This is a genomic window from Kitasatospora sp. NPDC094015 (assembly GCF_040304075.1).
In the GTDB taxonomy this organism is placed as follows: Bacteria; Actinomycetota; Actinomycetes; order Streptomycetales; family Streptomycetaceae; genus Kitasatospora.
This window is the reverse complement of sequence record NZ_JBEOUL010000017.1, coordinates 94,029-116,133: the sequence shown is the minus strand read 5'-3', so window position 1 is coordinate 116,133 and position 22,105 is coordinate 94,029. Positions and strand designations below refer to the sequence as shown.

General features: G+C 74.3%; 26 protein-coding genes. 12 read left to right on the top strand and 14 right to left on the bottom strand.

The features are described from left to right. Positions 1-42 precede the first annotated feature (42 nt). Positions 43-255, bottom strand: coding sequence for a CDGSH iron-sulfur domain-containing protein (locus ABT014_RS21220; protein WP_350640554.1), 213 nt, complete (start codon positions 253-255; stop codon positions 43-45). Positions 256-259: 4 nt separating this feature from the next. Beyond that, entirely contained in the window at positions 260-925 is a 666-nt protein-coding gene (locus tag ABT014_RS21215) for a HemK2/MTQ2 family protein methyltransferase (RefSeq protein WP_350640553.1), read from the bottom strand. A gap of 170 nt (positions 926-1,095) precedes the next feature. Between ABT014_RS21215 and ABT014_RS21210 the strand changes: the two genes are divergently transcribed. Further along, complete coding sequence (locus ABT014_RS21210; RefSeq protein WP_350640552.1) at positions 1,096-1,488, top strand: nuclear transport factor 2 family protein; 393 nt, start codon at positions 1,096-1,098, stop codon at positions 1,486-1,488. An 80-nt stretch (positions 1,489-1,568) separates the two neighbouring features. Here ABT014_RS21210 and ABT014_RS21205 read toward each other — a convergent pair whose 3' ends face one another. The 4 genes from ABT014_RS21205 to ABT014_RS21190 all read right to left on the bottom strand — a co-directional run bounded on the left by ABT014_RS21205 (position 1,569) and on the right by ABT014_RS21190 (position 7,155). Continuing rightward, complete coding sequence (locus tag ABT014_RS21205; RefSeq protein WP_350640551.1) at positions 1,569-2,006, bottom strand: ester cyclase; 438 nt, start codon at positions 2,004-2,006, stop codon at positions 1,569-1,571. A gap of 107 nt (positions 2,007-2,113) precedes the next feature. Further along, positions 2,114-3,478, bottom strand: coding sequence for a carotenoid oxygenase family protein (locus ABT014_RS21200; protein WP_350640550.1), 1,365 nt, complete (start codon positions 3,476-3,478; stop codon positions 2,114-2,116). Between the two features lie 83 nt (positions 3,479-3,561). Continuing rightward, on the bottom strand, positions 3,562-5,040 hold the full coding sequence (locus tag ABT014_RS21195; protein ID WP_350640549.1) for an MFS transporter: 1,479 nt from the start codon (positions 5,038-5,040) through the stop codon (positions 3,562-3,564). Between the two features lie 114 nt (positions 5,041-5,154). Further along, positions 5,155-7,155: an AAA family ATPase gene (locus ABT014_RS21190; RefSeq protein ID WP_350640548.1), complete on the bottom strand. Its 2,001-nt coding sequence runs from the start codon at positions 7,153-7,155 to the stop codon at positions 5,155-5,157. 557 nt (positions 7,156-7,712) lie between these two features. Between ABT014_RS21190 and ABT014_RS21185 the strand changes: the two genes are divergently transcribed. Together ABT014_RS21185 and ABT014_RS21180 are read left to right on the top strand one after the other, a co-directional pair. Continuing rightward, entirely contained in the window at positions 7,713-8,177 is a 465-nt protein-coding gene (locus ABT014_RS21185) for an STAS domain-containing protein (RefSeq protein ID WP_350640547.1), read from the top strand. Positions 8,178-8,344: 167 nt separating this feature from the next. After that, a complete protein-coding gene (locus ABT014_RS21180; RefSeq protein ID WP_350640546.1) occupies positions 8,345-8,911 on the top strand; it encodes a type 1 glutamine amidotransferase domain-containing protein in 567 nt (188 codons plus the stop codon). Positions 8,912-8,935: 24 nt separating this feature from the next. Here ABT014_RS21180 and ABT014_RS21175 read toward each other — a convergent pair whose 3' ends face one another. Beyond that, on the bottom strand, positions 8,936-9,466 hold the full coding sequence (locus ABT014_RS21175; RefSeq protein ID WP_350640545.1) for a hypothetical protein: 531 nt from the start codon (positions 9,464-9,466) through the stop codon (positions 8,936-8,938). Positions 9,467-9,797: 331 nt separating this feature from the next. Between ABT014_RS21175 and ABT014_RS21170 the strand changes: the two genes are divergently transcribed. Then, positions 9,798-10,745 (top strand): SigB/SigF/SigG family RNA polymerase sigma factor, encoded by a 948-nt coding sequence (locus ABT014_RS21170; RefSeq protein ID WP_350640544.1) that lies wholly within the window; start codon positions 9,798-9,800, stop codon positions 10,743-10,745. Between the two features lie 17 nt (positions 10,746-10,762). Here ABT014_RS21170 and ABT014_RS21165 read toward each other — a convergent pair whose 3' ends face one another. Together ABT014_RS21165 and ABT014_RS21160 are read right to left on the bottom strand one after the other, a co-directional pair. Continuing rightward, positions 10,763-11,200 carry an ATP-binding protein gene (locus tag ABT014_RS21165; RefSeq protein ID WP_350640543.1) on the bottom strand — a complete coding sequence of 146 codons (438 nt, stop codon included), beginning with the start codon at positions 11,198-11,200 and terminating at the stop codon, positions 10,763-10,765. 294 nt (positions 11,201-11,494) lie between these two features. After that, positions 11,495-12,433, bottom strand: a complete 939-nt coding sequence (locus ABT014_RS21160) for a DUF1906 domain-containing protein (protein ID WP_350640542.1) — start codon at positions 12,431-12,433, stop codon at positions 11,495-11,497. Positions 12,434-12,644: 211 nt separating this feature from the next. On the opposite strand from ABT014_RS21160, the gene ABT014_RS21155 reads away from it, so the two are divergent. Continuing rightward, the gene (locus ABT014_RS21155) at positions 12,645-13,745 is read left to right on the top strand and encodes a glycoside hydrolase family 3 N-terminal domain-containing protein (protein ID WP_350640541.1); all 1,101 of its coding nucleotides are present in this window, start codon (positions 12,645-12,647) and stop codon (positions 13,743-13,745) included. 105 nt (positions 13,746-13,850) lie between these two features. Here ABT014_RS21155 and ABT014_RS21150 read toward each other — a convergent pair whose 3' ends face one another. After that, complete coding sequence (locus ABT014_RS21150; protein ID WP_350640540.1) at positions 13,851-14,033, bottom strand: hypothetical protein; 183 nt, start codon at positions 14,031-14,033, stop codon at positions 13,851-13,853. A 2-nt stretch (positions 14,034-14,035) separates the two neighbouring features. Next, positions 14,036-15,820, bottom strand: coding sequence for a thiamine pyrophosphate-requiring protein (locus ABT014_RS21145; RefSeq protein WP_350640539.1), 1,785 nt, complete (start codon positions 15,818-15,820; stop codon positions 14,036-14,038). Positions 15,821-15,977: 157 nt separating this feature from the next. Between ABT014_RS21145 and ABT014_RS21140 the strand changes: the two genes are divergently transcribed. The 4 genes from ABT014_RS21140 to ABT014_RS21125 are packed head-to-tail and all read left to right on the top strand — an operon-like array spanning position 15,978 to position 17,175. After that, positions 15,978-16,187 carry a hypothetical protein gene (locus tag ABT014_RS21140; protein WP_350640538.1) on the top strand — a complete coding sequence of 70 codons (210 nt, stop codon included), beginning with the start codon at positions 15,978-15,980 and terminating at the stop codon, positions 16,185-16,187. Positions 16,188-16,196: 9 nt separating this feature from the next. Then, on the top strand, positions 16,197-16,769 hold the full coding sequence (locus tag ABT014_RS21135; RefSeq protein ID WP_350640537.1) for a DUF6328 family protein: 573 nt from the start codon (positions 16,197-16,199) through the stop codon (positions 16,767-16,769). Further along, complete coding sequence (locus ABT014_RS21130; RefSeq protein ID WP_350640536.1) at positions 16,766-16,921, top strand: DUF6131 family protein; 156 nt, start codon at positions 16,766-16,768, stop codon at positions 16,919-16,921. Before ABT014_RS21135 ends, ABT014_RS21130 begins: the two co-directional genes overlap by 4 nt. Positions 16,922-16,932: 11 nt before the next feature. Continuing rightward, positions 16,933-17,175 carry a DUF6296 family protein gene (locus ABT014_RS21125; RefSeq protein WP_350640535.1) on the top strand — a complete coding sequence of 81 codons (243 nt, stop codon included), beginning with the start codon at positions 16,933-16,935 and terminating at the stop codon, positions 17,173-17,175. 65 nt (positions 17,176-17,240) lie between these two features. On the opposite strand, the gene ABT014_RS21120 is transcribed toward ABT014_RS21125, so the two are convergent. After that, positions 17,241-17,753, bottom strand: a complete 513-nt coding sequence (locus ABT014_RS21120) for a DUF6584 family protein (protein ID WP_350640534.1) — start codon at positions 17,751-17,753, stop codon at positions 17,241-17,243. 196 nt (positions 17,754-17,949) lie between these two features. Between ABT014_RS21120 and ABT014_RS21115 the strand changes: the two genes are divergently transcribed. Beyond that, positions 17,950-18,516 (top strand): dienelactone hydrolase family protein, encoded by a 567-nt coding sequence (locus tag ABT014_RS21115; RefSeq protein ID WP_350640533.1) that lies wholly within the window; start codon positions 17,950-17,952, stop codon positions 18,514-18,516. 110 nt (positions 18,517-18,626) lie between these two features. Here the strand turns inward: ABT014_RS21115 and ABT014_RS21110 are convergent, their stop codons facing one another. Both ABT014_RS21110 and ABT014_RS21105 read right to left on the bottom strand, forming a co-directional pair. After that, positions 18,627-19,451, bottom strand: a complete 825-nt coding sequence (locus tag ABT014_RS21110) for a hypothetical protein (RefSeq protein ID WP_350640532.1) — start codon at positions 19,449-19,451, stop codon at positions 18,627-18,629. A gap of 113 nt (positions 19,452-19,564) precedes the next feature. Further along, positions 19,565-20,569: a YihY/virulence factor BrkB family protein gene (locus tag ABT014_RS21105; RefSeq protein ID WP_350640531.1), complete on the bottom strand. Its 1,005-nt coding sequence runs from the start codon at positions 20,567-20,569 to the stop codon at positions 19,565-19,567. 114 nt (positions 20,570-20,683) lie between these two features. On the opposite strand from ABT014_RS21105, the gene ABT014_RS21100 reads away from it, so the two are divergent. Both ABT014_RS21100 and ABT014_RS21095 read left to right on the top strand, forming a co-directional pair. Then, positions 20,684-20,893: a DUF6479 family protein gene (locus ABT014_RS21100; protein ID WP_350640530.1), complete on the top strand. Its 210-nt coding sequence runs from the start codon at positions 20,684-20,686 to the stop codon at positions 20,891-20,893. A gap of 73 nt (positions 20,894-20,966) precedes the next feature. Continuing rightward, complete coding sequence (locus ABT014_RS21095; protein WP_350640529.1) at positions 20,967-22,064, top strand: carboxylate-amine ligase; 1,098 nt, start codon at positions 20,967-20,969, stop codon at positions 22,062-22,064. Positions 22,065-22,105: the final 41 nt, after the last annotated feature.

Here is a 22,105-nt window from a genome sequence, read left to right as displayed (position 1 = left end):
GCAGATCACCTGGAACCCCACCATGGCTGTGCAAAGGAACGCTCAGCCGTGCTCCGACAGGGGGGCCTGCCCGGCAGGACCGGCCGACCGGCGGCGGTGGCTGGTGTCGCAGAAGGGGTGGCGCCGGCTGCGGCGGCAGGTGCAGAGCGCGACCAGCGGCCGCTCGCACACCACCACGGACCCGTCGGCGAGTTCGATCTCGACCGGACCCTCGACCAGGATCGGGCCGCCGGGTTCGACCATCAGGACGCGCACCGGGTCAGGCCGGCCGGGCACCGCGGATCACCACCAGTTCCTCGTCCCGGACCCCGCGCGGGATCAGCCCCTGCTGCTCGAACCAGGCCGCCCGCGCCGACATCACCGGGCCGAACGGCTGCCGGCGGCGGGCCACGATCCGGGGCCGCAGCCCCGCCGCGGCCAGCGCGTCGAGCGTGGCGGCCGGAGCGGCCAGCGAGGACTGCACCAGCAGCACGGCCCCGCCGGGGCCCAGCAGGCCGGCCGCCTGGCGGCAGATCCGGTCCAGCAGCAGCCGACCGTCCGGGCCCGCGTCCCAGGCCCGCTCCGGGCCGTGGCCGGGCGCCCCGGCCGACCGGGCGGGCACGTACGGCGGGTTGCTGACCACCAGGTCGAAGCGGCGGCCCCGGACGGGCGCACCGAGGTCGCCGTGGCGCAGATGCACCCGGCGCCGGCGCAACCTGGAGTTGATCCAGGCGGTGGCCAGCGCGAGCCAGGACACGTCCACGGCGGTGACCCGCGCGCCCATGCCCGCCGCCACCACGGCGACCGCGCCGCTGCCGGTGCCCAGTTCCAGCACCTCGGCGCGGCCCGGGGCGCGCCGGGCGGAGAGTTCCTCGATCAGGGCCCGGGCCAGCAGGGCGCTGTCGCCCTGCGGCGGGTAGACCCCGGGCGGTCTCAACAGCATCATGGGTCGCGCCTGCCCCGGCCCTCTTGGTCCAACCAGCTCCCGGACCGGTCACTGCGCGTCATATCCGCGTGCGGGAAGCACGGGTACCCCCTGTACAGTGCCGTTCCGTGCCCAGGGCACACCGTCCGGCCCCAACTGCGGGGCACTCCCCCGCGCACCCGAGGACCCACGTGAACCGCACCGACATCCACGCCGCCCTCACCGACCTGCTGCTCACCCCGGGCCTGGACCTGGAGGAGGCCGTGGAGCGGCACTTCACCCCCGACTACCGCCAGCGCACCGACGGCCGGTGGGACGACCGGGCCGGGTTCCTGGCCCACATGGCCCACCTGCGCGAGGTGGTCGCCGAGGGCTCGGTCGTGGTTCACGACGAGCTCACCGACGGTGACCGCTACGCGGACCGGCACACCGTCACGGTCACCAAGACGGACGGCTCCACCGTCCGGATGGAGGTCTACCTGTTCGCGGAGTTCGCCCCGGACGGGCGGTTCCGGCGGGTGGAGGAGAGCACCCTGCTGATCGAGGGTGCCGAGGCCGACCGGGACCTCGGCAGCGCCCGCTGAGCCCGCCGGCCCTGCCCGCTGCCCCTCCCGGGGGTCGGGAGGGGCAGCGGGGCAGGGCCGGCGTTAGGGGTGTGGGGCGGTCAGGAGAGTTCGCGGACCCCGAGCTGCTGCACGAACAGCAGGCTGTCGGCGTTGGCCCAGTACTCGGCGAGCATGCCGTCCTTGACCAGGAGGGTGTCGGTGCCGGTGAAGCGGACGCGGTTGCCGACGGCGTCCTCGGAGGCGCCCGGGAAGCCCCCGGCGTAGATGCCGTCGGCCGCCCAGCGGACCACCAGGTGGTCGTCGGTCGCGATCGGGCCGACGGTGATCTCGAAGCTGAGGTCGCGCAGGATGGTGTGGATGCCCGCCACCCAGCCGTTCAGGCCCTCACGGCCGTGCACGGTGTCGTCGCCGGAGCCGGTGATGGGGGCGGCGTGCGCGACGAAGTCGGGGGCGATGATCTTGTCGGTCAGGGACAGGTCGTTGTTCCACAGGGCCTTCCACGGCTCGGCGAGCAGGGCGTTGGCGGAAGCGGTCATGGCAGTTCTCCTTCGTGGTACGGATTCTTTGCGGGGACGTGCGGCGGAGGATCCCGTCGCGGCACGGGTGGACCGGCACGACGGCGGGTGCGGAGCGTGGGGCCCGGTCAGGCCGTGGGGCCGTTCAGGTCGGTGTCGGGGACCCAGGAGCCGTGGATGCCGGCGGTGACCCGTCGGGGCAGGTGGACGGTGGCGATCCGGTCGAGGCCGGAGGCGTCGATGACCAGGAGCTGGGAGGCGTTCTGCTTGAGGTCCGAGACCACGGTGAGGAGGTATCCGTCGTCCTCGCCGGTGGCGCCGGCGGCCGGCACGAACACCGCCTCGCTGGGCAGTCGGGCGTCGCCGACCTGGTGGATGCGGCGGGCGCCGGTGGTGCGGTCGTACTTGACCACGCCGTAGCCACCGAAGCCCTTCTCGTCGGGGAAGGAGACCGCGTACTGGTAGCGGTTCTCGGCGCCCAGATAGTTCTCGTTGAGGGTCGGGAACTCCACCGCGAGGTCGTCGATGATCTGCTCGTCCACGGTGCCGGTGGCCAGGTCGATGACCCAACGGCGGGTGTAGGAACGGGTGTTGGGCTCGGTGCCGCGGTCGGGTGCGCCGATCCACCAGTTCCAGGAGAGCCGGAAGCCCTCGCGGTCCACGGTCGGCCCCTCCAGCACGATGCGCCCCTGGCCGTCCTCGTAGGCGTTGGAGACGTGCAGCATGTTGCCCGGCTCGATGGAGAACCAACGCACCTGCCGCTCCCCGCCGGCGCCGCGCGGCATCACCCCGATCCGGGCCGGCTGCGCGTCGCTCCAGCCGTACGGGATGCCGGAGTGCTCGGTCGGGTCGAAGGTGACGTTGCCCTCGACGAAGACCACGTGGCGGCGGGTGATGGCGAAGTCGTGCTTGAGCGAGGCGGTCGCCCCCGGGACCTCCGCGCTGTGCACGATCCGGCCCTTGGCGTCGGCGACGTGGTACGTCAGGAACGGCGGGAACGGGGAGGACCCGAAGAAGTGGAGTTCACCCGTCACCGGGTCCTCCTTGGGGTGCGCGGTCATCATGCCGCGCAGCTTGCCGTCGAAGTCGTAGGCGCCGACGGTCTCCAGCTCGGGGGTGAGCTCGAACGGGAAGTTCGCCTCGCACAGGGCGAGGAGGCGGCCGGCGTGCTCGATGATGTGGGTGCCGGCGGGGCTGGCGGTGAAGTCGGGGCCCTTCTCGGTCATGTAGGGGGCGCCGTCGAGCGCGGGAGTGTGAACCCAGCGGTTGCGGTACCACTCGGCGCGGCCCTCGCGCAGCCGGATGCCGTGCACCATGCCGCTGCCCTTGAACCAGTGGGTCGGGGTGACGCCGGGCTTCGGGTTGTGGCCGTTGCGCAGCAGCCGGCCGGTCAGCTCGGGGGGCAGGGTGCCCTCGACGGTCAGCTCGGTGGCGGTGACCTCGTCCGCGACGGGGGTGTAGTGGCCGGTCAGGTACGGCTTGTCGGCAGTCATGGTTCTCTCTTCCCAGGGGAACGCCCGCACGTGCGGTGCGTCGGATCGGATCGGATCGGGTTCGGGTGGCCCCGGACCGGGGCTCAGGCGGACGGCACCACGGGGGCCGGCGCGGACGGTGCCGCGGCGGCGACCGGCTCGGGGGCCGGGCCGCGGCGGGTGAGGAGCAGGGCGAGGACCGCGGTGGCGGCCAGGACGCCGGCCGAGACCAGGAACGCGGCCCGGTACCCGGCGGTCAGGGCCTCCAGGTGGGTCCGGTGAGCGGCTGCGCCGGTGGTCACCGATCCCGCCAGGGTGGCCAGGGCAGCGAGGCCGATCGCGCCGCCGACCTGCCGGGTGGTGTTCACCAGACCGCCGGCCAGGCCCGCGTCCTGCGGCGGCACGCCGTCCACGGACAGGGCGGTGAGCTGCACGAAGGCGACACTCAGGCCGAGGCCGACCAGCACGCTCGGCCCCAGGATGTCGGCCAGGTAGCTGCCGTCCGCGCTGATCCGGGACAGCCAGAGCAGCCCGGCGGCCTCGGTGAGCAGCGCCGCGGTCACGGTGGTGGCGGCACCCAGCCGCCGGGCGATCCGGGGCGCGAGGGCGGCGCCGAGCATGTTGGCCCCGGCGAGCGGGAGTTGGCCCGCACCGGTGGCCAGCGCACTGGAGTGCAGCACCTGCTGCTGGTAGAGCGGCAGGAAGAAGAAGAGCGCGATCCACACCGAACCGAGCAGCGCCATCAGCAGGTTGCCCGCCGCCACCCGGCCGGTGCGGAACATCCGCGGCGGCACCAGCGCGTCCGGCCGGCGGCGCTCGATCGCGGCGAACGCCCCGAGCAGCACGGCGGCGCCGGCCAGGGCGCCGAGCACCCCGCCGTCCGTCCAGCCGGCGCCCCGCGCCGTGGTCAGACCCCAGACCAGGCAGGTCAGTGCGGCGGTGACGGTGACGGTGCCCAGCAGGTCGAAGCGCTCCCCGGGCCGGCCGGCCGAGCGGGGCACCAGGAGCAGGACGGCGGCCAGCACCAGCACCGCCCCGAGCGCCACCGAGTGGAAGATCCACGGCCAGCCCCACGCCTGGGTGAGCAGTCCGCCGAGCAGGACGCCGCCCGCGCCGCCGGCGCCGGAGACCGCCCCCCACACCCCGAGCGCCTTGCCGCGCCCGGCCCCGGACGGGAACACGCCCATCGCGAGGGCGAGCGCGGCCGGGGCGATGGCCGCGGCTCCGAGCCCCTGGACGGCGCGGGCGGCGATCAGCACGCCCGGGGAGGTGGCCAGCCCGGCCGCGGCCGACGCCCCGGCGAACAGCCCGAGTCCGAGCACCAGCACCCGGCGGCGCCCGAACAGGTCTCCGGCCCGGCCGCCCGCCAGCAGCAGCGCCCCGAACGCCAGGCCGTAGGCGTTCACCACCCAGGTGGTGCCACCGTCGGACAGACCCACCCCGGAGCGGATCTGGGGCAGCGCGACGTTCACGATCGAGGTCGCGAGCATCACCGTGAACTGGGCCGCGGCGAGCGCCGCGAGCGCCGGCCCCGGGCGCCGGACGGGGGCCGGCGGACCGGCCGAGGAGTGCTGGAGGTTCATGTGGCACAGCCTCACGCCGGGCGCTGTCCACTATCCAGACCCGGCGGCGACGATCACTGTCCACCGCTGTCCACCGCTGTCCACCCGCCGGCGAGCCCGCTCTGCGGCGCCGGTTCAGCGCGGGCCGTAGAGCTCCCGCTGCCAGAGGGCCTCGCAGAGCAGGTCGAGGCCTTGGCGCAGGTGGCGGCGGTAGGTGCCGTACGGGAGGCCGAGGCGGCGGGCGGCGGCCTCCTGGGTGGGGGCGCCGGAGAAGTAGCCGGCCGTCAGCGCCTCCCGGGCGCGGACCCCGCGCGGGTCGCGGGCCAGGTCGTCGACGGCCTCCCGGAGCAGGTCCCGGAGCTCCTCGACCGGGTCGGCCAGGTCCGCCGCCAGGCGGACCCGCAGCAGGGCGCAGACCGCGAACGCCCCCGGGTCCCGCCAGTGCGGCAGCGCCTCCCGGACGGCCTGGTCGAACGCACTGCGGGTGACCCCCGAGGGCCCGGACGGGGCCGGCTCGTCCGGGGCGGCGATGAAGCGGCGCAGCCAGTCCTCGACCGGCACCAGGCGCCAGTCGACGGCGAACAGCCCGTAGCTGTGGTCACCCACCCGCGGTCGGGCACCGGTGTCGGCGAGGGTGCCCCGGACCCGGTCGGCCCAGGCCTCGGCGTCCTGCCAGACCGCGAAGCCGTACGCGCGGCCGCGGGCCCGGGCGGCCTCCGCCTGGGCCCGGGAGCTGCTCAGGTCGATCACCCGGGAGGGCACCTGGTAGCGCTCCGGGTAGACCGTGAAGCGGCTGACGCCGATGTGCTCGCCGGGGTTCACCGGCGCGGTGGCCTCGGTGTACGCCCAGGCGGCGGCCACCACCGGGTCGGTGGCCAGGTCCAGCGGATCGGCGGGGGCCTGGAGGACGAGGCGGGCGGTGAACGCGACGGTGCGACCGCTCTCCACGAGCCGGTAGACGCTGAACGCCTCCGGCTGGCGCTGCGCCCAGTAGCGGACCAGTTCGGCGGAGGCCGGCCCCTCGGTCTCCTCGGTCATCCGCAGCAGCGTGTCCAGGTCGTCCGGGTGCAGCGGGCGCTCGTGCACCTCGTCCTCGCGGGACCAGGTGCGCAGCCGCGCCAGCGTGGCGCCCTCGCGGAACAGGTAGAACAGCTCGTCGGTGACGGTCCACACCCGCTCCTCGGGTGCCTCGCGCAGGATCCGCAGGTACTCGTCCATCAGGCGCTGGCGCATCGCCACGAACGCGTTGGGCGCCCGCCAGCGCAGGTCGGCGGCGAGCGTCTCGCGGGCGGCGTCGTGCGGGTGCAGGCCCCGCCGGGTGGACTCCATGAACGGCAGGTCGCGCAGCCAGCCGAACAGCAGGTGGGCGTCCACCTCCGGCAGCACGGTGGCGATCAGCTCCTCGGAGGTCGAGTGGGCCTGCGCGGCGAGTTCGAGGGCGCGGCGGTGCGCCGCCGTCGGCACCTCGCCGACCAGGCCGGCCAGCAGGGTCCGCAGGACGTCCGCCGAGGGCGCCCAGAGCTCCTCGCCGCCCAGCGCCGGCACACCGGAGGCGGCCGCCAGGGAGAGCGCCAGCGGGTTGCCGCCGGCGAACCGCAGCACCCGTTCCCGCAGTTCGGGCCGGACCTGCGCGGCGGCCAGCAGGCTGCGGGCCTGCTCCTCGGAGAACGGGCCCAGCTCCGAGACGTGCAGCACGCCGGCCCAGGCCGGATCGGCGGTCCACTGCGGCTGCGGCGCGAGCCGCCCCGCCAGCACCACCAGCGCGCTGTCCGCGGCGCGCGGCAGGAAGCGGTGCCACAACCAGCTCTCCAGCCACTGGCAGTGCTCGAAGGAGTCCACCAGCAGGACGGTGCCGGGGACGTCCAGGAAGGGGGCGGCCGCCCGCTCGAAGTCGGCCGGGTCCCGGCCGACGAAGCGGCCGTCCAGCTCCACGACCAGGCGGCCCGCGGCGGCGGCACGGTCGGCCAGGCAGCGCAGCAGCGTCGACTTCCCGATGCCGCCCGGCCCCACCAGGTAGAACGCGAACGGTGCCCGCGGGTCGCCCGCGAGCGCATCCTCGAACCGGGCGAGCTCCGCCTCGCGGCCGACGAAGGACCGCTCCCGGGCCTCGCTCAGCCGCTCTCCCAATGACGCCATCCCGGCTCCCCTCCCCACGTCCCGACACCGGGCGACGCTGCCCGGTGCTCCCCCGGCACCCGCGCGGTGACCTGCGGCGGTCCGGGGCACGGATGGTGGCGGACCGGCCCCCGAGCCGTCCCGCACGAAGCGAACGGACGACCGAACACCCCACCCGAGGAGCAGATTCAAGCACTGGGCCGGCCCATTCTCCGAACCGGCGCGACCCGGTCGCGCCCCAGGTCAGCGTGCGGAGCAAGGGAGTTGAACTGACGATCGCTCACATCGGGCCAGGGTCGCCGCCGTTGGTGTGCGGCGGATACGGCCGGGCACGTTCAGCTACCGGTGGCCGCGCGGCTCCGGAATCGGGCCGTACCGCCGGCCGCCCACGAACCGTCCGCGGGCCGTTCAGGCGGCGTCGACCCGGCGTAAGGCGGGGATCACGGCAGGTGTCCGCCGCGGAGGCTTGCTGTCCCCGCCGTTCTCGCCCGCCGCCTGCCCGGGGCTCCCGGAGGCGTGCCGGTGCGCGCCGGCTCCCTGGTTCGCATGGGGACCATCGACGGGCCAGGAGGCCGGTCATGGATCGCCGTCCGAACGACGCTGCTCGCCCACCGGTGGCCGGCCTCCGGGCGCTCACCGCCCGCCTCGGCGGGGCCGGGCTGTGCCGCCTCGTCGGCGACCTCGACCTGGACACCGCACCGGTCGCCCGCGCCGCCCTGGCCCGCACGCTCGCGCTCCCGTGCATGCTGCTCTGCGTCGACCTGCGGGACGTCCCGTTCTGCTCCTGCGCGGGACCGAACCTGCTCCTGGCGGCCCGCACCACCACCCGCCGCACCGGCCGCACGCTGGTCCTGCTCGCGCCCGGTACGTCGGTGCTGCGCCTGCTCCGGGTGAGCGGCACGGCGGGGCTCTTCGCGGTGCACCCCGACCTCCGCCACGCCGTGCGGGCATTCCGCCGCCGGGTTGCCGCCGCCCGGCCGGCCGGACCGCGTCGGACCGCCCCGCAGGTCGGCCGGGGCCCCGGGCCATGGCCCGGGGCCTGATGAACGGCTCCGCTCCGACGTGCAGCGGCACCACGGCGGGTGTCCGGGAACGGCACCCGGCAAACCCTCGGCAAGCCCGGCCGCACGTGTGAGGCCCTCCCACCTGGGAAGCCGCGTCCGTGGGGAGAACGCGGGGGATCACCGTCCGAGCAGGAAGGCGCAGCACCGTGACCGAGAACGAACTCTCCGACCGTCGTGTCCTGACCGTGGTCACCAACTACGGCGTCGAGCAGGACGAACTGCTGGTACCCGTCCGGCACCTGCGCGAGGCCGGTGCCTCGGTGGACGTCGCGGCGCCGTCCCCCGACCCGATCCGCACGCTGGTCGGCGACCAGGAGCCGGGTGAACGGACCCGGCCCACGCTGGCGCTCGCCGACGTCGATCCGGCCGGCTACGACCTGCTGCTGATCCCCGGCGGCACGCTCAACGCCGACGCGCTGCGGCTGGAGGACGCCGCGGTCGCCCTGGTGCACTCGTTCGCCGCCCGGGGCCGGCCGATCGCCGCGATCTGCCACGGCCCCTGGCTGCTGGTCGAGGCGGCCCTGCTCAAGGGCAAGCGGCTGACCTCGTACGCCTCGCTGCGCACCGACATCGCCAATGCCGGTGCGGACTGGACCGATGCTCCGGTGGTCCGGGACGACACCGGCGGCTGGCCGCTGATCACCTCCCGCAACCCCCGTGACCTGGACGATTTCCTCGGCGCGATCGACGGGGTGCTGACCGAGGCCGCCTGACCGGCCCCTGAGGGGCCCGGCCGGTCAGGGCCCGGTCACGCGGCGGGGGTGGCTGCGGCCGGGGCCCGGGAGCACCTCGGCGCTGACCGAGCGGTGCCAGCCGTCCAGCGTGGCGGCCTGGTCCGCGGCGCGGCGCTCCAGGCGGTCCAGGGCCGCCGGCTCCAGCCGGGGGTCCTGGTCGGCGACGGCCCGCAGGGCGTGCCACAGCGCCGCCTTGCCCTCCACGCCGGTGCGCATCGCCTCCAGTTCCACCAGGTCGGACAGCGGGGCGCGGCGCAGCAGGGTGCCGTTCGGCTTGAGCCGCCCGAACCGTTCGGCCGCCACGCCGAGCCAGGTGCGGTAGTGCCGCACGGGGACGCCCAGGCCGGCCATGATCCGGACGAGTTCGTCCCGGTCCTCGGCCACCTGCTCGGCGAGCGTGCGCAGGTCCGCGGCCCGGCTGCCGGCGGCGTGCGCGTCCGCCATCCGGCGGGCCAGCGCGGCGCCGCCGTACGCGCCGGTGAGGTGATCGTTCAGGTAGACGTCCAGGGGTGTTGCCTGGGTCCGGGGAGTCATCGCTTCCTCCTGTCGCGGAGCCGGGCGGCCGGACGCGGGCGCCCGGCGCGGGGCCCGGTCGGGGCGCGTCTGCCCGGTCGCGGGGCGGGCATGCACCGGCCCGGCGACGAGGGGCGGGTGTAGATTGTCTGTTATCGGATGAATTCACATGGACCGGTCTGCGATCTGCACAGGCCGTCTTCCGCACCGATGCAGGTGCCCGAAACCACCGCCCATCACGGCTCCAGGGGAGCCGGGCGCGATCCCGGGCAAGGCCTGCGGCGTGCGTGGTGACCGCGAGCGGCGGTCGCGCGGGCCGCGGCACTCGTGCCAGAGCCTGAGGAGATCTTCCATGCCTACTGTCCGCATCCGCCCCCCGACCGGCCCGGCCGGGCTGTACCGCGCCCGCGACGACGCCCCGCCCAGCGCGGTGCCGGCCGGCGTCCCGGCCTGCCCGAGCCAGGACGAGCTGCGTGCGATGGGCAAGGACGAGGCCCGCCGGCTCAGCGACGCGCTCTTCGCCCGCCTCGCCTCGCTCGCCCCGGAGACGCACGCCCGCAGCTACGTCCGCGCCACCATCATCGAGCTGAACATGCCGCTGGTGCGGTTCGTCGCCTCCCGGTTCCGCCACCGCGCCGAGGACATGGACGACATCATCCAGGTCGGCACCATCGGCCTGATCAAGTCCATCGACGGCTACGACCACGAACGCGGCGTCGAGTTCCTCACCTATGCCATCCCGACCATCGCCGGCGAGATCAAACGGTTCTTCCGTGACACCTCCTGGCCCGTGCGGGTGCCGCGCAGCATGCAGGAGCTGTACCTCTCCGTCACCCGCGGCTCCGACCAGCTGGAGCAGGAACTCGGCCGCCTCCCCCACCCCGAGGAGATCGCCGCACACCTGGACCTGACCACCGAACAGGTCGTCGAGGGGCTGGTCGCCGGTCGGGTCTACCGCCCCAACTCGCTGGACTCGCTGCGCGAGCAGGACACCGACGCCGCCGGCAGCGCGCTGCTCGACCGGCTCGGCGAGTACGACACCAACCTCGACCTCGCCGAGTTCCGCACCGCCGTGCGCCCGATGCTCGCCGAACTGCCGCACCGCGAGCAGAAGGTGCTGATGCTGCGCTTCTGGGGCCACCGCACCCAGTCCGAGATCGCGGACGAGATCGGCGTCTCCCAGATGCAGGTCTCGCGGATCCTCTCCACCACCCTGTCAGGCCTGCGCGAGCGCCTCGAGGACCGGGACGCCCCGGGCTGGTCGGACGGCGACGACGGCCCGACCGACCGGGCGCCGTAGCCCGCGCGTCCGGCGGCTCAGAGCAGGTCCAGCCAGTCGAGTTCCGCCTCCACCCGTTTGCCGTTCCCGGCGATCTGCACGGTGCGCACGTACGCTGCGACGCGGTGCACGACGTGCAGCCCGATTCCGCCGACCCGGCCGCTCAGGTCGGCGGGGCGCAGCCGCGGCAGCAAGGGACTGCTGTCCTCCACCTCCACGATCAGCCGGCAGGGGTGCAGCGAGAGGTGCAGCCGGCAGAGCCCGGGCGCGTGCCGGCGCGCGTTGCTCACCAGCTCGGTGACCAGCAGCAGCGCGTCCTCGACGATCCGTTCCGGTGCGGGGGCCCCGTCCGCTGGGCGCAGCGCCAGGAACGCCCGGGTGAGTTCCCGGGCGACGGCGAGCACGTCGGGGCGCGGCGGCAGCGAGACCCGGAGCTGCACCGGGTGCCAGGGCGGTTCGAGTTCGGGCGCGGTCATGGTGGCCTACAGGAACGAATGGCGCTCGGCACCGAGGTCCGGTCCGCCGGCGGGTGATGCGACTCGTACCGGGCGTCTACCCCGGATCGGCGAACGATGCGTCCGTCCGCGCACCCGGGTGTCCGCGGCTCAGTCCCTGCCGCCGCCGGGCAGCATCTCCCGGATCGTCGCCTTGAGGCCCTGCACCGGTCCGACGCTCCCCGCCTGCTCGGCGGCGCGCTCCGGGTCAGCCGATCGACCGGGGGCGGGTCGAGGGTGGGTCGGTCGACCGGGGGCGGGTCGAGGGTGGGTCGGTCAGGCGAGCGGCCGGTCGGTCCGCGGTTCGCCGGCCGCGGCCGGTCCCTGCGGCCGCACGCCGCTCCGCATGCCGCTCCGGGCGCCCTCGTGCCCGCTGCTCCGTCCGTCCGGCGCCCCGGCAGTCACCGCGACCGGGCCGTCGAGCCGGTTGCGGTCGATGCTCAGGCTCACGCCGCCCCAGCTCTCCGGCACGTCGCCCTCGTACTGGTGGATCCGCCGGTGACCGGTCCACAGGTCGTCGGGCACCGCGCCGCTGCCGCCGGTGTCCTCGCGGCGGTCCCAGCGGGCGTACCAGAGCGCGTCCGGCAGCGGGGACCGCCCGGCCCGGGCCGCGGCCACCAGGTCCCGGACGCCCGAGTCGGAGCTGGAGTAGAAGCCGGCCAGGTAGCCGGCCCGGTGCAGTTCCTCGGTCCAGCCGACGGCGGCGTCGACCACCGCCGCGCCGCAGGCGGGATCGGCGGCCGGACCGTAGGCCTCGATGTCCAGGTAGACCGGGCTGCCCTGGCCCAGGCCCAGCGCGGTCAGCGCTGCCACCGCCTCGTCGGCCTCCTGCCGGCCCTGCTCGCGGGCCCGGTCCGGATCGAACTTCCGCGGCTTGCTGTCGGGGGCGCTGCACGGGGCCTGCAGGCCGACATGGGTGGGGATCAGCCGCCACCCCATCGCCTGCACCTCCCGCACCCAGGCTGCTGTCAACTCTGGCTGCCTGCAAGCTCGTTGACTTCCGCTGAGGTAGATCCCGACGGCCTCGTACGGCGAGTCGTCCCACCAGGTGCGCATCGTCGCCAACGGCGGCGCGGTGCAGGTGTCGAAGCCGAGCCCGTCCACCACCGCCACCTCCGGGCCGGGATCGTCGGCCCGCGCGGTGGCGGTTGCCGCGGGCAGCAGCAGGGCCAGGGCGGCCGCGGCGAGGGCGGTCCGGCGGGTGAGGTGGCGCATGCCTGCGAGCCTGCGCCATCCGCCCCCGCCCGTCGGCCGCCCCGCCGTACGGCCGGGCGAGTCGTACCCGTACGGCGGGGCGGGCCGCACTCGTACGGCGCGTTGCCACCGCACCCAGGCCGGTCGAGTGACACACGCGGCGGTGTTCGCGGGCGTCGGCCAAGGCCCGTCGTAGGGTGGCCGGGTCGACGGGGGTACGAAGGAGAGGCCCATGCGCGTACCCGTGCCCACCCGATGGACCGTCACCGCAGCGGCGCTGCTGCTGGTCGCCGTGGCGACCGGGGCCGCGCCGAACCCGCCCGCCGGGCCCACGGTGCTGCAACTCGCCGGGCAGCGGGTCATCCACTCCTACCGGGGCCTCACCCCGCCCGACGATCTGCTGGCCGAGATCCGCGGCGGCCGGGCCGCCGGCGTCATCTTCTTCAAGGACAACTACCAGGACGCCCGCCAGTTCGGATCGGCCGTCCGGCTGCTGCGCCAGGCACGGCACAGCAGCGGTGTCCGAGCACCGCTGCTGCTGATGACCGACCAGGAGGGCGGGCTGGTGCGGCGGGTGCCCGGCGCCCCGGAGCTGTCCGCCCGGGCCGTGGGCCGGGCCGCCGACCCGATGGCCGCGGCGGCCGACGCCGGCACCGGCGCCGGGAGGAACCTCGCGGGCCTCGCCCTGAACGTCAACCTCGCCCCGGTCCTCGACGTCTACCAGGAACCCGGCAACTTCATCGACCGCAAGGAACGCTCCTACAGCAGCGACCCGCAGCAGGTCGCCGCACTCGGCAGCGGCTTCCTCGCCGCGCAGCAACGCACCGGCGTCGCCGCCACCGCCAAGCACTTCCCGGGTCTGGGCAGCGCGGCGAGCGCCGAGAACACCGACCTGGCGCCGGTCACCCTGCCGATCGAGGCGGCCACCCTGCGGGCCGTCCACGAGGCGCCGTACCGGGCCGCCATCGCCGCCGGAGTACGCCTGGTCATGCTGTCCTGGGCCGTCTACCCCGCCCTGGACGCCGACCGGCCGGCGGGACTGTCGCCCACGGTGGTGGAGCAGGAACTGCGCGGCCGCCTGGGCTTTCGCGGCGTCACCCTCTCCGACGCCCTGGAGGCGGGCGCACTCCAGGACTTCGGCGACACCGGCCACCGCGCGGTCGCCGCCGCCACGGCCGGCGTGGACCTGCTGCTCTGCTCCTCCGGCGACCCCGCCCAGGGCCGCGACGCCACCGCCGCCCTCGCCACCGCCCTCACCTCGGGCCGCCTCGACCCCGCCTCCTTCACCCACGCCACCCACCGCATCGCCGACCTCCAGGCGCACCTGGACTGACCGATCCGACCGGGACCGGTCCGGGCGCGCTATCCCCTCGAGTGCGGAGGAAGCTCCCGCGGCAAGCGGTCTCCGACGGGTCGACCGGCCGGGTGTCCCCCGCGACTACCAGGGCAGGTCCCCGTTCTCGTCCTGGAAAGTGCCGGTCGGACCGTCCGCGTCGATCGACATCGCACTCCGGTCGGTCACGCACTCTGCGTCGAAGCGCACCTCAGCGTCGACCTCGGCACGCAAGGCCTTCTCCGGAGCCGCCAGGTCGGGCCCGTCGTCCATGATCTCGTCGGTCACGGTCAGCTACCGCCGCCGGGCAGCATCTCCTGGATCTTCGCCTTGAGGCCCTGCTTGACCACGGCGGCGCGGTCGCTGTCGCCGTGCACGACCGCCGAGGCGGCGGCGAGGACCTGGTCGAGCGTGGCGTGCGGCGGGATCGGCGGCACGGCCGGGTCGGTACGGAAGTCGATGACGAACGGCCGCTCGGCGGCCAGCGCCTGCCGCCACACCTGCTCGACGTCCTCCGGGTTCTCCACCCGGGCTCCGTACAGGCCGAGTTGGACCGCGAAGTCGGCGTAGCGGACGTCCGGCAGGGCCTGGGACGGCTCGAACTGCGAGGCGCCCTGCATCGCGCGCATCTCCCAGGTGACCTGGTTGAGGTCCTGGTTGTTGAGGACCGCCACGATCAGCCGCGGATCGGACCACTGCTGGTAGTACTTGGCGACGGTGATCAGCTCGGCGAGACCGTTCATCTGCATCGCGCCGTCGCCGACGATCGCGATCGCCGGGCGGTCCGGGTGGGCGAACTTCGCGCCGATCGCGTACGGGACGCCCGGCCCCATGGTGGCCAGCGTGCCGGACAGCGAGCCGCGCATCGCACCGCGCATCCGCAGGTGGCGCGCGTACCAGTTGGCCGCGGAGCCGGAGTCGGCAGCAAGTACGGCGTTGTCCGGCAGCAGGGCGTCCAGCGCGTGCACCACGTGCTCGGGGTTGATCGGGTCGGCGGCCACCTTCGCCCGGCGCTCCATCACCTCCCACCAGCGGGCGGTGTTGGCCTCGACGGTCTGCCGCCAGGACCGGTCCTCCTTGACCTTCAGCAGCGGCAGCAGCCGCTTCAGGGTCTCGGTCGCGTCCCCCACCACGTTCAGTTCGAACGGGTAGCGCAGGCCCACCATCGATGGATCGACGTCGATCTGCACGGCACGGGCCTGGCCGAACTCGGGCAGGAACTGGGAGTACGGGAAGCTGGAGCCGATCACCAGCAGGGTGTCGCAGTCCCGCATCAGCTCGTACGACGGCCGGGTGCCCAGCAGCCCGATCGAGCCGGTGACGTACGCCAGCGTGTCCGGCAGCACGTCCTTGCCCAACAGGGCCTTGGCCACGCCCGCGCCCAGGACGTCGGCCAGCTGCTCGACCTCGGCGCGGGCGTGCCGGGCACCCTGGCCGACCAGCACGGCGACCTTCTCGCCGGCGTTGAGGATCTCGGCGCACCTGGCGAGGTCCTCGTCGGAGGGCACCGGCGCGTAGCGGCCGACACCGAGGCTGGAGGGCACCATCTTGAAGGCGTGCGCGGGCGGCTCGTAGTCGAGCTCCTGCACGTCGGCGGGGACGATGACGGCGGTGACGGTGCGGCTGGTGGCGGCGATCCGCATCGCCCGGTCCAGCACGTTCGGCAGCTGCTCGGGGACGGTGACCATCTCGCAGTACGCCGAGGCGACGTCCTTGTAGAGCGAGAGCAGGTCGACCTCCTGCTGGTAGGAGCCGCCCATCGCGCTGCGGTCGGTCTGCCCGACGATCGCGACCACCGGGACGTGGTCGAGCTTGGCGTCGTACAGCCCGTTGAGCAGGTGGATCGCGCCCGGTCCTGAGGTCGCGGCGCACACGCCGGTGCGGCCGGAGAACTTCGCGTAGCCGACCGCGGCGAAGGCCGCCATCTCCTCGTGCCGGACCTGGACGAACTGCGGCTCGTTCTCCGCCCGACCCCAGGCGGCCAGCAGCCCGTTGATGCCGTCCCCCGGGTAAGCGAAGACCTGCTCCACCTCCCACTCCCGCAGGCGTTCGAGGATGTAGTCCGAGACCTTCATCTGATGGGCTCCGTTCGCAGCGTCGGCACCTGGGCGGGGAGGGCGTCCCCCGTCCGGGCGTCTCACCCGTCCACCCGGCCCGAAACCCGGCGATCGTTTCGCCCACCGCGGCCCGGGCAGGCGCCCGGTACCCCACCAGCGCGAGGAGGAACCGGCCATGGACGACATCCCGCAGGGCGGGTCCGGCGGCGTGCCCGACCGACCTGACACCGAGCACGACGCCGAGCACGGCGGTGGTCCGGGCGGGCCCTCGCACGGCCGGGAGGCGGAGGAGCGGGTGAAGACGGTCCGCGGCGGCGCACCGGTCGCCGAGCAGAAGGCCGAGCCGGACGACACCGACCGGGGCACGACGGACCCTGCTCGCTGAGGGGGGAACGTGACGCGTGACGAAGCCGCAGCCGCGGCGGCCGCCGACGGGCGGGACGAGAGCCCGCAGGAACGGGCCGACCGGCTGTGGAGCGAGATGCTGCAGGAGGTCCGGGTCTCCCAGACCGGCGCGCAGATCCTCTTCGGCTTCCTGGTCAGCGTCGCCTTCACGCCGCGCTTCGCGGCCCTGCCCGACTTCGACAGGAACCTCTACGTCGTCACCGTCCTGCTGGGCGCGATCGCCACCGGATCGCTCATCGCCCCGGTCGCCTTCCACCGCTTCCTGGCCGGCCACGACATGAAGCCCGAACTGATCCGGGTCGCCGGCCGGCTCATCTCGGTGGGGCTGCTCACGCTGGCCCTGACCATCGCGGCCGCGCTGTTGCTGCTGCTGCGGACGGCCACCGGCAACCCGGCACTGGCCTGGGGGTTGAGCGCCTTCGTCCTGCTCTGGTTCACCGTCACCTGGCTGGTGCTGCCGCAGGTGGTGCTGCGGCGCACCGCGTCCAGGCGAGGCGATTGGGCCCCCGGCGAACGGGCAGACGCGGAGCGCGGGGGAACCAACCCAAGGAGAACGACATGATCGTCCTCGGAGTCATCCTCCTCGTCATCGGCCTGATCACCGGCTTCGGCTTCCTGTGGACGATCGGAGCGGTCCTCGTCGTCATCGGCCTGATCCTGTGGATCCTCGGCGCGGTCGGCCACGAGGTCGGCGGCCGGCGCCACTACTGGTGACGGTGAGCACCATGACCACCACGGCGGCCACCCGCTGGCTGCTCACCTTCCCCGGCCCCCAGGGCTGTCACAGCAAACAGGAGTCCGTCCTGGTCGAACACCACGGCACCCTGGGGCCCGGCGGCCACCGCCTCTACACCAACGCCGAAGGCACCGTCCAGGTCGAGATCACCGACACGGGCATGACCAACCTCCTCACCACCGGCCCCCTGCCCATGCCGGACACCCCCGTCCACGCCCAGCCCCTCCCGTAGCGGCCGAGGGCTCCGGCCCGAGGTCCGTGAAGGGTTTCCGAGACGGCGGGCCGACCGGCGAAGGGTCAGAGCCACCAGCGGACGAACGTGACGGCGCCGAGCCCCGTGAAGCCCAGGAGGACCAGGACGACAAGGGCCAGCCCGGCGCAGGCGAACAGCCCGGTCGAGTCGTCCTGGTCGGTGTTCTGAGCGTGGTCGCGCACGTGGTCCCAGTGGATCGAGCGGCCCGCGTGCGCGGAGGCCACCTCACGGAGCCCGGCCAGCCGGGCGCGGGCGGTCTCTGTTCGCGCCGACCCTTCCGAACCGCGCCAGGCGAGGGCCAGCATCCGTTCGAGCGGGTCGGGGTGCCGGGCTTCGAACGCCGCAGTCTCGGCCGGATCCCGGTCCGCGTCGAGGTAGGCCCAACGGCCCGCCTCGGCCGGCTCACCGTACAACCGGTAGACCTCGGCGAGCCGCCGCCTGACCGTCAGGTCTGCCGGGTACGAGCCCACCAGACCGCGCAGGCGTTGACGAGCGACGGGTATCCGGCCGGCGCGCAGATCCGCGTCAACCTTCACGAGGGTGGTCTCAACTGTCACCGGAGCATGGTGACCGATGAAGAACTCCTGGTCAAAGGACTTGTCACCGATCGCGGACAAGCTGTCCCCGGCCGGCGCGCGAGGGTCGCACCCGTGCTCACCGAGGTTGACAGCCCTCATGCCTCGCATCGGCTGCGGCGCCGGCTCAGCCCGTCACAGAGTTGACCGAAACCGGCCGGTCGGTCAGGCTTCCGGCGTGGCCGTCATCGTGTTGTTCCACTCGGTATACGGCTTGCGGCACGTCGAGATCGCCGCGGCCGATCGATTGCGGGCCGACGGACACGAGGTCCGCGCCCCCGACCTCTACGCCGGACGCAGCGCGGCAACCATTGCCGACGGGTTCGCCCTGGCCGAGCGCACCGGATGGGCAGCCATCACCGAACGGGCCCGTGACGCGGTCCGCGACCTGCCCGCCACCACGGTCCTAGCCGGAATCTCCATGGGAGCCTCGGTCGCAGAAGCCCTGCTCCCGACGCGCCCGGAAACCGCCGGCGTGCTGTTGTGGCACGGCCTGGCCGAGATCCCCGCCACCACCCGACCCGGCCTGCCGGTACAGGTTCACATCGCCGATCCCGACCAGTACTTTCCCGCCGCCCGGGTCGCCTCCTTCCAGCAGTCCGCAGCAGCCGCCGAGGCAGTGACGACCGTGTTCACCTACCCCGGCGCCGGCCACTTCTACACCGACCCGACCCTGGCCGACCACGACCGACCGGCCTCCGAGCTCACCTGGCAGCGCAGCCTGCGGTTCCTCAGGGATCTCTGAACCGGAGAACCACGCCGGGCCGACAGATCGAAGGCATGCGCCAGGGTCCGGGGAACCGCGCGCGGGCGCATTCGCACGGTTCCCCGGACCCTGGCCCCTGGAGACGAGGGTCAGGCGGTCGGGGTGGTGTACAAGCCTCGGCCGGTGCGGTTGGCCCGGCCGGACTTGGCGAGGCGTTCGAGGCGGGTGCGGACCGCGTTGACGTTGGCGTCGCCGGGGTCGATGCCGAGCAGGGTGGTGACCTCGCGGGCCCGGAGGGGTGCCTCGGCGTCGGCCAGGACGGCGAGCAGGCTCTCCGTGTCGGTCAGCCGGCGGCGGGAAGGCTCCTCGGTAGCAGCCTTGACCGGCGCCTTGGCAGGGGCCTTCGCGAGGGCCTTGGCGGGGGCCTTCCGCTGCGCCGGCACAGCCTTCTCGGCGGCCTTCTTGACGACCGCCTGCTTGGCCGCCACCTGCTTGGCGGGCTTCGCCGGAGCCTCCGCCTTGCGGGTGGCCGGCTTCTTGGCGGGGGCAGCAGCCTTCCGCGGGGCGGACTTCTTCGCCGCGGCCGGACGCTTCGCCGCGCTCCGCCGTACGGGCTCCGGCTCCGCGACCGCGGGCGCGGGAACGAAGACGGGCGCGAGCGCATCCGCCATGGCCCGTACGGGGGCGAGCAGTTGCGCCGCGTCCCCGTCCTGCCCGACCGTCGCATCGACCGCGGGATCCGCCGTCGCGTCGGCCGTGGCATCAGTCGCGGTACCGACCGCCGGAACGGGCGTGCCGGCCAGCGCCGCCAGCCCCTCCAGCGCGCCGACGATCGCGGTCTCCTGGGCGGTGACGGCGGCGAGTTCGGCCTCCAGCCGCCGGCGCTGCTCCCGTACCTCGGGGAGCGTCGCCTCCAGCAGGGCGATCGTCGATCCCACACCGTTGTCCGTGCCGAACGTGCTTCCAGTTCCCACAGTCACTCCTGCCGGGCCGTCAACCATCGCTTGTGGCAACGAATGTATGGCCACCACGGGTGCGCCAGGAGGCGTTCCGGCAAATCCCACCGATCCGGGTGGTTCCGGTTCGTTCACGACTTCTCCTCCTCGGGCCAGGTCTCGGTGGAGCGCGGCCGCACGTACGGCTCCTCGCGCGGCGGCAGCCCGCCCTCGATGGCGCGTTCACGGGAGAGCTCGGCGTCGAATTCCAGGCCGAGCAGGATCGCAAGGTTGGAGATCCACAGCCAGACCAGGAACACGATGACCCCGGCCAGGGTGCCGTAGGTCTTGTTGTAGGAGGCGAAGTTGGCGACGTAGAGGGCGAATCCGGCCGAGGCCGCCAGCCACAGCAGGACCGCCAGCACGCTGCCCGGCGAGATCCAACGGAAGCCGCGGTCCCGCACGTTGGGCGCGGCCCAGAACAGCAGCGAGACCATCACCACCACCAGCAGCACGAGCACCGGCCACTTGGCGATCGACCACGCCGTCAGCGCGGCACTGCCCAACCCCAGTGTCTCGCCCGCGCGTCGGGCCAGCGGGCCGGTGAACACCACGATCACCGCACTCGCCGCGAGCAGCGCCATCAGCAGCAGGGTCAGCCAGAGCCGCAGCGGCGTGGTCCGCCACACCGGCCGCCCTTCGCGGATGTCGTAGACCGCGTTGGCGGAGCGGATGAAGGCCGCCACGTACCCGGAGGCGGACCAGAGGGCGCCCGCCAGTCCCACGATCATCAGGACCACGCTCGTGCCGCCGGTGTGCTGCAGCTGGTCGACGGCGTTGCGCAGGATGTCGCGGGCGGGGCCGGGCGCGAGGGTCTCCAGGTTGTCCAGGACGGCGTCGGTGGCGGACCGGCCGATGACGCCGAGCAGCGAGACGAGCACCAGCAGGGTGGGGAAGATCGCCAGCACACCGTAGTAGGTGAGGGCGGCCGCCCGGTCCGCGAGTTCGTCCTCGAGGAACTCCTTGCCGGTGCGGCGCAGCACCGCCCACCAGGAGCGCCGGGACAGGTCGCCGGGTCCGTCGGGCCGCGGGCCGGTGGTCGGGGTGGGGCCGTCGGACGTACCGGTCGGGTGTCGGCGGCTGAACAGGGATGCCATGCGGTGCGTATGTCCCCGGCGCCGGTGCCGAATCCGCCGCGGAACGGGTCGGCGCGACGGATGGCGCGGCCGGATGGTGGGTTTGCCGTCGGATCGGCCGGACAGGCGCACGGCATGGCAGTCATCGATCTCGCTCAGCCGGCCACGCTCGCCGCGGACGGAGCCGGGCCGCACCTGTGGCTCATCGTCATCGGCGCCGTCCTCGTGCTGGCCATCCTGCTCGCGTTCGTGCTGGGGCAGCGTCGCGAGGACCGCGAACCGCCGCCGGTCGACCCCCGGCTGGCGGGCCGCGCCAGGCCGTGGCGCCGGGACCCGCCGGACTGACCGCGTCCGGCCCGGACCCGGCGCACACCCGTAGCGCGCGGTTCGGGCGCCGGGTCCGGGGTAGCCGTTCGGCATGCTCACCGTGGGCGTTGAGGAGGAGTACCTCCTGCTCGATCCGGCCACCGGCACACCGGTGGCCCGCGCGGCACGCGTACGGGCGGCCGCCGACGGGCAGCCCTCGCTGGAGGACGGCGAGGTGCAGCGCGAGCTGCTCCAGGCGCAGCTGGAGGTGGCGACGCCGGTCTGCCACGAGCTGAAGGAGGTCGGCGACCACCTGCGGCGGATGCGGCACGCGCTCGGCGAGGCGGCGCTCGCGAAGGGCTGCCTGCTCGCGGCCACGGGCGCCGCGCCGTACCTGCCGGCCGCGCCCGTCCCGGTGACCCCGTCCGCCCGCTACCGCGCCATGCAGCGGGACACCGGGCGGCTCACCGACGAGCAGCTGATCACCGGGATGCACGTGCACGTCGGCGTCCCGGACCGGGCGACCGGCGTGGCGGTGCTGAACGCGCTGCGCCCCTGGCTGCCGGTGCTGGTCGCGCTCGCCGCCAACTCGCCGCTGTGGGACGGCGCGGACACCGGCTTCGCCAGCTGGCGCACGGTGGTGTTCGGCCGCTGGCCGGTGAGCGGGCCGCCGCCCGAGTTCACCGGTTCGGCCGACTACGACCGCCGGATCCAGGGCCTGGTGGCGGCCGGGCTGATCCGGGACACCCGCCAGCTGTACTGGCTGGCGCGGCTGTCCGAGCGCTACCCGACGGTGGAACTGCGCGCGCCGGACGTCCAGCTCGACGTGGACGAGGCCGTGATGCTCGCCGGCCTGGTGCGCAACCTCGCCCTGCACGCGGTGCGGGAGCGGCAGGCGGGCCGGTGGTCGGCGGCGCCGGAGCCCGAGGTGCTGCGGGGCGCCGTGTGGCATGCGGCCCGGTACGGCTGCGCCGGGGAGCTGTTCGATCCGCTGGGCGGGCGGCTGCGGGCCGCGGGTGACGTGGTCGCCGACCTGGTGGGCCTGCTCGGTCCGGAGCTGGAGGAGTCCGGGGACCGGCCGGCCGTGGTCCCGGTCCTGGAGCGGGTGCTGCGCGAAGGCGGCGGCGCGGCGCGCCAGCGGAGGGCGCTCGCCGGCTCCGGCCGCCCGGGCCTGCTCCGTCTGATCACCGAGGGTGAACCGGCCGGCTGAACAGTGGACCGGCTGGCCTGCGGACCGGCCGCCTGCGGCTT